General features: G+C 71.3%; 6 protein-coding genes. 1 reads left to right on the top strand and 5 read right to left on the bottom strand.

The window, feature by feature from the left end:
* Nucleotides 1-13: 13 nt before the first annotated feature.
* From SSBG_RS00790 to SSBG_RS00770, 5 genes are all read right to left on the bottom strand, one after another.
* Nucleotides 14-1,039: an ABC transporter permease gene (locus SSBG_RS00790; protein WP_008744343.1), complete on the bottom strand. Its 1,026-nt coding sequence runs from the start codon at nt 1,037-1,039 to the stop codon at nt 14-16.
* On the bottom strand, nt 1,036-1,998 hold the full coding sequence (locus SSBG_RS00785; protein WP_008744342.1) for an ABC transporter permease: 963 nt from the start codon (nt 1,996-1,998) through the stop codon (nt 1,036-1,038). The genes SSBG_RS00790 and SSBG_RS00785 overlap by 4 nt, the downstream gene beginning before the upstream one ends.
* Nucleotides 1,991-3,622, bottom strand: a complete 1,632-nt coding sequence (locus tag SSBG_RS00780) for a sugar ABC transporter ATP-binding protein (RefSeq protein WP_008744341.1) — start codon at nt 3,620-3,622, stop codon at nt 1,991-1,993. Before SSBG_RS00780 ends, SSBG_RS00785 begins: the two co-directional genes overlap by 8 nt.
* A complete protein-coding gene (locus tag SSBG_RS00775; protein WP_008744340.1) occupies nt 3,622-4,725 on the bottom strand; it encodes an ABC transporter substrate-binding protein in 1,104 nt (367 codons plus the stop codon). Before SSBG_RS00775 ends, SSBG_RS00780 begins: the two co-directional genes overlap by 1 nt.
* 190 nt (nt 4,726-4,915) lie before the next feature.
* Nucleotides 4,916-5,962 (bottom strand): LacI family DNA-binding transcriptional regulator, encoded by a 1,047-nt coding sequence (locus SSBG_RS00770; RefSeq protein ID WP_037868600.1) that lies wholly within the window; start codon nt 5,960-5,962, stop codon nt 4,916-4,918.
* A 187-nt stretch (nt 5,963-6,149) separates the two neighbouring features.
* Here SSBG_RS00770 and SSBG_RS00765 point away from each other — a divergent pair, with 187 nt between their 5' ends.
* Nucleotides 6,150-8,864: a PA14 domain-containing protein gene (locus SSBG_RS00765; protein ID WP_234010700.1), complete on the top strand. Its 2,715-nt coding sequence runs from the start codon at nt 6,150-6,152 to the stop codon at nt 8,862-8,864.
* Nucleotides 8,865-8,870 lie beyond the last annotated feature (6 nt).

Here is an 8,870-nt window from a genome sequence, read left to right as displayed (position 1 = left end):
CGCGCCCGCGCTCTCACCCGGCCCGCCGCCTGCGCCGCGCCAGCCACGTCTGCGCGATCACCACGACCGCCAGGAACGCCCCGGACACCACCTGCTGGTACGAGGAGTCCAGCGAACCGATCTGGTTGATGATGTTCTGGATCACCTTCAGCAGCAGCACCCCGACGAGCGAGCCGCTCAGGAAGCCGGAGCCGCCGCTCAGGAGCGTCCCGCCGATCACGACGGCCGAGATCGCGTCCAGCTCCATGCCGCTGCCGAGGATCGTCACGCCCGAGGCGAGCCACGCCGCGTTCAGGGCGCCCGCGAGACCCGCGCACAGCCCCGAGAGCGTGTAGACGGACGCCTTCGTACGGGCCACGGGCACGCCCATGAGCGCCGCCGCGTCCTCGTTCCCGCCCACCGCGTACACGTACTGCCCGAAGCGGCTGCGGCGCAGCGCGACCCCGCCGAGCAGGAACAGCGCCACCGTGATCCACACCGGGACCCCGACGCCGAGCAGCTTGCTCTGCCCGAGGTGCGTGAACCACGTCGACTTGTCGACGAGGTAGGTGTTCGCGCCCTCGTCCGTCACCGCGAGGAGCAGCCCCCGCGCGCCCAGCATCGACGCCAGCGTCACGATGAACGGGGCGAGCCGCGCCCGCGCGACGAGCAGCCCGTTCACCAGCCCGATGAGCCCGCACACCGCGAGCGGCAGCAGCAGCGCCACCGCCGTCCCGTACCGCGAGCCCCACGCCGCGAGCACCCCGCCGAGCGCGAAGAGCGAGCCCACCGAGAGGTCGATGCCGCCCGTGACGATGACGAAGGTCATGCCGAGCGCCACCACGGCGAGGAACGAGGAGGAGAGCGCCATGCCCTCCACGTTGTCGCCGGTCAGGAACGTGTCGAAGCACAGGCTCGCGACGACGACGGCGACGACGAGCGTGAGCAGCGCCCCGTGCTGCTGCGCGAGCGCGCTCAGCCGCTCCCCGCGTCCGGGACCCCGCTCCTCGGGGAACACCTGCTTCTCCCCGGCCGGGACCTCGGCGATCGTGCCGTTCACCGCTTCCCCCTCTCCCGCGCCGCGTAGACGGCGAGGACGATGACGACGGCCTGCGCGATCTGCGTCCACGAGGGCGGCAGGTCGTGCTTGATGAGCGTGGCCGTCAGCAACTGGATGAGCACCGCGCCCGCGACCGTGCCGCCGATGCGGACCCGTCCCCCCGACAGCGGCGTGCCGCCCACGACGACGGCGGTGATCGCGGAGAGTTCCATGAGGGTGCCGAGCGAGGTCGGGTCGCTCGCCTGGAGCCGCGCCGTCGCGAGGATTCCCGCGACGGCCGCGAGCAGCCCCGACACCACGTACACGATGACGAGCACCCGCCGCACCGGGAGCCCGGCGAGCTTCGCCGCCGCCCGGCTGTCGCCGATCGCGAGCAACTGCCGCCCGAAGGTGGTGCGCCGCACCACGAAGGCCACCACCACGGCGAGCACCGCCGCGATGATCACCAGGTACGGGATGCCGAGCACGGAGCCCGTGCCGAGCGTGTTCATCCCGCTGTTGCGCACGTCCTTGAGCTGGGGGAGCAGTACGAGCGCGAGGCCCCTGCCGCCCACCATCAGCGCGAGCGTCGCGACGATCGGCTGCACCCCGACGAAGGCGACGAGCGCCCCGCTCGCGAGCCCCGCGAGCACCCCGCCGAGCGCCGCCATGAGCAGCGCGGGCACGAGCCCGTACCCGAGATACAACGAGAGCAAAGACGTCGCGAGCGCCATCACCGCGCCCACCGAGAGGTCCACGCCCTCGGTGCCGATCGCGAGCGCCATGCCGAGCGCGACGATGACGATCGGCGCGACCTGCACGGCCTGGGTGCGGAAGTTCTCGGTGGACAGGAAGTGCGGCGTAAACGCGATGTTGACGAGAAGGAGCACGACGACGCCCGCGTAGACTCCGTACTCCTGGAGCAGGTGGCGCAGCCGCTGCCGGTCGGCGAGCGTGGCGCGCAGCGTCAGCTCAGTCATCCCCGTCCCCCTTCTCGGCAGCGCCGGGTTCGCCGGTCCCGCCGCTGTCGCCGGTCCCGCCGAGGAGCGCGTCCGCGGGCGGCACCACCGAGGCGATCTCCGCCCTGCCCGCCTTCTCGTCCGCCGAGGGCGCGCCGGCGATCGCCGCCATGAGACGGTCCTCGCTCACCTCGTCCCCCGCCAGTTCGGCGACCACCGCGCCGTCCTTGAGCACCACCACGCGGTCCGAGCCCTCCGCGAGTTCCTCCGGATCGGAGGAGATGAGCACAACCGCGAGCCCTTCCCCGGCCAGTTCGTCCACGAGCCGCTGCACCTCCGCCTTCGCGCCGACGTCGATGCCCCGCGTCGGCTCGTCCAGGAGGAGCACCTTCGGGTGCATCGCGAGCCAGCGCGCGAGCAGCACTTTCTGCTGGTTGCCGCCGGACAGCTCGCCGACCTTCTGGCCGACGCCCGAGGTCTTGATGCGCAGCCGTTCCACGAAGGTGTCCACGATCCTGTCGACACGCTTCTCGTCCACGAGGCCGAACCGCGAGAGCCCGGGGAGCGCGGCGAGCGCGATGTTCTCGCGCACCGAGAGGCCCGGCACGATGCCCTCCGCCTTGCGGTCCTCGGGCAGCAGGCTGATCCCGGCGCGGATGGCGGCCGGCGTCGAGCCGGTACGCACCGGGGCGCCGTCCACCGCGACCGTGCCCGCGTCGGGCGGCAGCGCCCCGGCCACGGCCCGTACGGTCTCGCTGCGGCCCGAACCGAGCAGCCCGCCGAGCCCGACGACCTCGCCCGGACGGACCGTGAACGACACCTTCTCCAGCCGGTGCCGCACCGACAGCCCGTCCACGGCGAGCACCGGGCGCCCCTCGCGCGCGTGATCGCCCGTGAACTTGGTGACGCCCTCGGCACGCACCTCGCCGAGCTGCCTGCCCAGCATGAGCGAGACGAGCCGCAGCCGCTCCAGCTCCGCGAGCGGCCCCGTGTGCACCACCTTGCCGTCGCGCAGCACCGTCACGTGGTCGCACACCTCGTACAGCTCGTCCAGCCGGTGGCTGACGTACACCACGGCGATGCCGCGCTCGCGCAGCAGCCGGATGACGCCGAAGAGCGTCTCCACCTCGCGCGGTTCGAGCGAGGACGTCGGCTCGTCCATGATGACGACCTTCGCGTCGACCGAGACCGCGCGGGCGAGCGCGACCATCTGCTGGGTGCCGACGCTCAGTTCGCCGAGCGGACGGCGCACGTCCACCCGCACGCCGAGCGCCGCGAGCGCCTGCGCGGCCTCGCGGTGCATCCGGCCGAAGTCCACGAGGCCGAGGGCGCGGCGCGGCTCGCGGCCCAGGAAGAGGTTGCGCGCCACGCTCATGAGCGGGACGAGGTTCACCTCCTGGTAGATCGTGGAGATCCCCGCCTCCTGCGCCTGGAGCGGCGTCGCGAACCGCACCTGTTCGCCCTGGTACGTGACGCTGCCCCCGTCGGCCCGGTAGACCCCCGTGAGCACCTTGATGAGCGTGGACTTCCCGGCACCGTTCTCCCCGATGAGCGCGTGCACCTCGCCGGCGCGGGCGGTGAAGTCCACGCCGTCGAGGGCCCGCGTCCCGGGAAAGACCTTGGTCAGCCCCGTGACGGAGAGCATCAGAACGCCTTGCCCAGGTCGGCCTCGGCGTTGGTCTTGTCGTAGGCGCTGTCCTTGATGACGATGTCCTGCTGGACCTCCTCGCCCTTCGTGAAGGTGTCGAGGGTCTGGAAGGCGAGCGGGCCGAAGCGCGGGTTGGACTCGATGACCCCGGAGATCCAGCCGTCCACGATCTGCTTGACCGCGTTGCGCGTCCCGTCGACCGTCACGATCTTGACAGCCCCCGGCTTCTTGCCCGCGCTCTTGAGGGCGTTGACGGCGCCGAGGCCCATCTCGTCGTTCTCGGCGTAGATGCCCTTGATCCCGGGCTTGGACTGGATGAGCTGCTCGGTTACCGACTGGCCCTTCTCGCGGGCGAAGTCGCCCGTCTGCTCGAAGACCACCTTGAGGCCGGGGGCCTTCTCCGCGACGCGGTCCTTGAAGCCCTTGGTGCGCTCGGTGGTGACGTTGTTGCCCGCCGCGCCGAGCAGGATCGCGACCTCGCCCTTGCCGCCCGTCGCCTCGATCATCTTGTCCGCCGCGCGCCTGCCCTGCTCGACGAAGTCCGAGCCGATGAAGCTCACGTAGTCCTTGCACGGACCGGCGTTGATCTTGCGGTCGATCGTCACGATGGGGATCTTCTTGGCGCTCGCGGCCCGGAGCACCGGCTCCCAGCCGTCGGAGTTGAGCGGGGCGATGACGAGCAGGTCCGCGCCCTTCGCGATGAGGTCCTGCACATCGCTGATCTGCTTCGAGAACTGCGACTGCGCGTTGACGGCCAGGAGCTTGACCCCGCGCTTCCTCGCCTCGTCCTTGAGCGAGGCCGTCTCCGCGATACGGAAGGGGTTGGCCTCCTTCTCGGACTGCGAGAAGCCCACCGTCGCCGAGGCGAGGTCGGTCTTCTTCGCCCCGTAGGCGTCGAGCGTGCAGCCCTTGCCGCCCGCCGCCGGGGTCTCGGCGACCTGCCCCGCGTCCTTGCTCTCCGTCGCGGTGGCGTTCTTGTCCTTCGGCCCGCTGTCGTCGTCCTCCGACTTCGCGCAGCCGGTGGCGAGGGCGAGACTCGCGGTGAGCGAGACGGCCACGAGGGCCTGGAGAGTGGTGCGGTGGTACGCGGACGACTTCATGGTGTTCTCCCGTAGCGGCACGGACCCGTGCGAGCGCACGGGCACGAGGGAAAGGAACGTGGTCGTACTGCGGTCGGCCCCGTGACGCGGTGCCAACTCCGCCTGTGCGTCTGGTTTTTACATCGTTGGAAGGTGGCTGTAAACCCCTCCCGGCCGAGGCGGCCGGACGGGGCGGCCCCGGGTGCCGGTCTCAGCGCCGCCCGAGCGTGCTCTCGCGCTCCAGGAGCCGGAAGGGGGCGAGGACGGAGGGCTGCTGCTCGGGGGGCGCGTCCCCGTTCCCGTTCCCACGCCGCGCGGCGGCCCGCTCCAGTGAGCTGACCAGCGAGGACACCGCGAGCCGTGCGATCGCCTTCTTGTCGGGCGAGATCGTCGTGAGCGTCACGGCGCCGTACCGCGACTCCGGCACGTCGTCGAAGCCGACGACCGCCACGTCCCACGGGACCCGCAGGCCCCGCTCGTGCAGCACCCGCATCGCGCCCACCGCTACCAGATCGTTGTACGCGAACACCGCGTCAGGACGGGCCCCCGAGTCGAGGAGCCGCGCCATTCCCTCGGCCCCGTCGCCCCGGTCCCAGCCGCCCGTCGGCGCCGCGAGCCGTTCCCCGCCCTCCAGCCCGGCCGCCCTCAGCTCCTCCCTCCAGCCCTGAAGCCGCAGCTGGGCGGGCCTGTTCGGGGAATCCGTACGCGCCCCGAGGAAGGCGATCCGCGTCCGGCCGAGCCGGATCAGGTGCCGCACCGCGTCGCGGGCCGCCGCGACGTTGTCGATCGCGATGTGCGGGTACGGCAGCGCGTACTCCCGCTCCCCGAGCAGCACGAGCGGTACGTCATCGGCGCGGGCCGAGAGGTCCTCCGGTTCCAGTTCGAGCGGCGAGAGGATCAGCCCGTCGATGACCCGTGCCCGGAAACCCTGGCTGACCAGGACCTCCCGTTCGCGCTCGCCGCGCGTGTGGTCGAGCAGCACCGTCAGCTCGTGCTCCGCCGCCGCGTCGATGACCTCCCCCGCCAGCTCGGCGAAGTAGGGATTGCCCAGCTCGGGCACCGCGAGCGCGATGATCCCCGTCCGGCCCTTGCGCAGGTTGCGGGCGGTCAGATTGGGCCGGTACCCCAGTTCGTCGATGGCCTGCTGGACCCGCTCCCGCATGGCCGGCGTGACGTGCTCGTAGTGGTTGACCACGTTCGAGACGGTCTTGATCGACACGCCCGCCAGCTGCGCGACGTCCTTGAGGCTCACCCGCACGAAAACCCCTCCGCTTCACTCCGCGTCCCGGCGCCCGGGCGCGTTCGTCATGACCCTGGACAGTAGGCGAGAGGGCGTGCTCTCATGCCAACTGCCGTTCCTTGCAACGTTGTACAGACTGGAACGGCGAGCCGCCACCCTTCCTCGACATGACATCGGGGGACCTTCTGCGAAGGCCCCCGTGGCGATGCCTCACGGCAAGAAGGAGGAGCACGTGCGCAACCGCAGCAGATTCTCCCCGGCAGGGGGCGTGGGACGTCCCCTCGCCCTGTGCGCCGCCGCGCTGCTGGGCCTCGCGGGACTCACCGCGACACCCACCGCCAGCGCCTCGGACACCGGGAGCACTCGTTCAGCGGCAGGCACCCTCACCCCCCACCCCACCTCCCACGAGGCCGGCACCGCGCGGCCGGGCGAACTGCACGGCCTCCGGGGCGACTACTACACCCAGTCCGCCCCGGGCGCCTTCGACTTCGACCAGCTCAAGGCCACCGCCTTCGACCCCACGCTCGACTTCGCCAGCCTGGAGTCCCGTCTCCAGCAGGCCACCGGACAGGCCGACGACGTCAACGTCCGCTGGACGGGCCGCCTCGTCCCCGGCAAGAGCGGCGCGCACACCTTCCAGATCAAGGGCGACAACGGCTTCCGGCTCTGGATCGGCGACACACTCGTCATCGACCACTGGGTCGACGACTGGGACAAGGAACAGGTCTCCCAGCCCGTCATGCTGGAAGCGGGCAAGGCGTACGACATCAAGCTGGAGTACTTCGAGCACGAGGGCGGTTCGAACCTCCACTTCTCCTGGACCCCGCCCGGCGGCACCCAGGCCCCCGTCCCGCGGTCCGCCTTCCTCACCCCCGAGAACTGGGCCTACGACGGCGCCACCTCCGCCACCGTCACCAGCACAGGGCGCACCCTCGCACTCGGTTTCCCGCACCCCCTCGCCACCCCGCCGAGCACCGTCACCCAGCACCTCAGCGCCAACATCGGCGGCGCCGACTGGCCCCTCGGCACCGTCCGCCAGGACCCCGCCGACCCGGCGAAGCTCCTCGTGTCCCTCAAGGAACCCGTCGTCGGGGCGGGCGGCTCCGTCGACGTCCGCTACGACGGCGAGGGCGGCCTGCGCACCAAGGACGACGCCGGCACGATCGGCGCCTTCTGGGCGGGCGGTGCCAACGAGTCCACCTACCAGCTCAGCACCCGCTGGGCCAAGGACGTCGGCCCGAAGAACGCGCTCCCCGAGTACCCGCGCCCCCAGCTCACCCGCGACCGCTGGCAGAACCTCAACGGCACCTGGCAGTTCGCGGCGGCGAAGGAGGGCGAGGCCCCGCCGCTCGGCAAGAACCTCGCCGAGCGCGTCCTCGTGCCCTACCCGGTCGAGTCGCAGCTCTCCGGCATCGAGCGCCACGAGGACCGCATGTGGTACCGGCGCACCTTCACCGTGCCCGCGAACTGGAAGGTCGGCCACGGACAGCGGCTCCGGCTCAACTTCGACGCCGTCGACTGGCAGGCCGACATCTGGGTCAACGGCCACAAGGTCACCAGCCACCAGGGCGGCTACGACCGCTTCTCCGCCGACGTCACCGACGCGCTCAAGCCCGGCCGCACCCAGGAACTGGTCGTCGGCGTCCAGGACCCGACCGACGCGAAGAACGGCCCGAACCCGCCCGTCGGCAAGCAGCGCCTCGACCCCAGCGGCATCTGGTACACGCCCAGCTCCGGCATCTGGCAGACCGTCTGGATGGAACCCGTCGCGGCCGAGCACACCGACACGCTCAAGCTGACGCCCGACGTCAAGAACCAGCGCCTGGCCGTCGACGTCAACGCCACCCGCGCCGGGCTCCCCGTGACCGCGACCGCCTACGACGGCAAACGCGAGGTCGCGACCGTCCACGGCCGCTCGGGCACGACCCTCCAACTTCCCGTCAGGAACCCGCACCTGTGGTCACCCGACGACCCCCACCTCTACCGCCTGGAGGTCACCACCGGGACCGACCGCGTCGGCAGCTACTTCGGGATGCGGGACATCTCCGTCCAGAAGGTGGACGGCACCCCGCGCACCGTCCTCAACGGCAAGCCGGTCTTCATGATGGCCACCCTCGACCAGGGCTTCTGGCCCGACGGCCTGCACACCGCGCCCACCGACGAGGCCCTGAGGTACGACCTCGTCCAGCACAAGAACCTCGGCTTCAACTCCGTGCGCAAGCACATCAAGGTCGAGCCCGACCGCTGGTTCTACTGGGCCGACAAGCTCGGCCTCCTCGTGTGGCAGGACATGCCCGCCATGGCCGCCGTCCCCGACGAGGCGAGCGAGAAGGCCGAGTACGAGCACGAGATGAAGCGGATGATCGACCAGCACGCCAGCAGCCCCTCGGTCATCATGTGGGTCACCTTCAACGAGGGCTGGGGCCAGTACGACCAGGCCCGCATCGCCGACCAGGCGAAGAAGTGGGACCCCAGCCGCCTCGTCAACAACATGAGCGGGCTCAACTGCTGCGGCGCCGTCGACGGCGGCAACGGCGACATCGCCGACGCGCACGGCTACCCGAGCCCGGCCCTCCCGGCCCCCGACGGCGAACGCGCCCTCGTCAGCGGCGAGTTCGGCGGCCTCGGCCTCGCCGTACCGGGCCACGCCTGGCCGGTCCAGCAGACCTACGTCGGCGTCGAGAAGGAGGCGTACACCGACGAGTACCTCAGGAAGGTGGACGAGGTCCACGCCCTCGCCTGCCAGGGCGGCAACGGCTCCGTCTACACGCAGATCGCCGATGTCGAGGGCGAACTCAACGGCATCATGACCTACGACCGCTCCGTCATGAAGGCCGACGTCGGCAAGGTCCGCGCCGCCCAGCGCGCCCTGATCGCCGACGCCTCGCGGGACACCGTCCGGGGGTGCCCGGCGTCCTGAGCACGG

The organism is Streptomyces sp. SPB074 (genome assembly GCF_000154905.1).
Lineage (GTDB): Bacteria > Actinomycetota > Actinomycetes > Streptomycetales > Streptomycetaceae > Streptomyces.
Note: the sequence above shows the minus strand (reverse complement) of the source record. Positions and strands in the feature narration are given on the sequence as shown.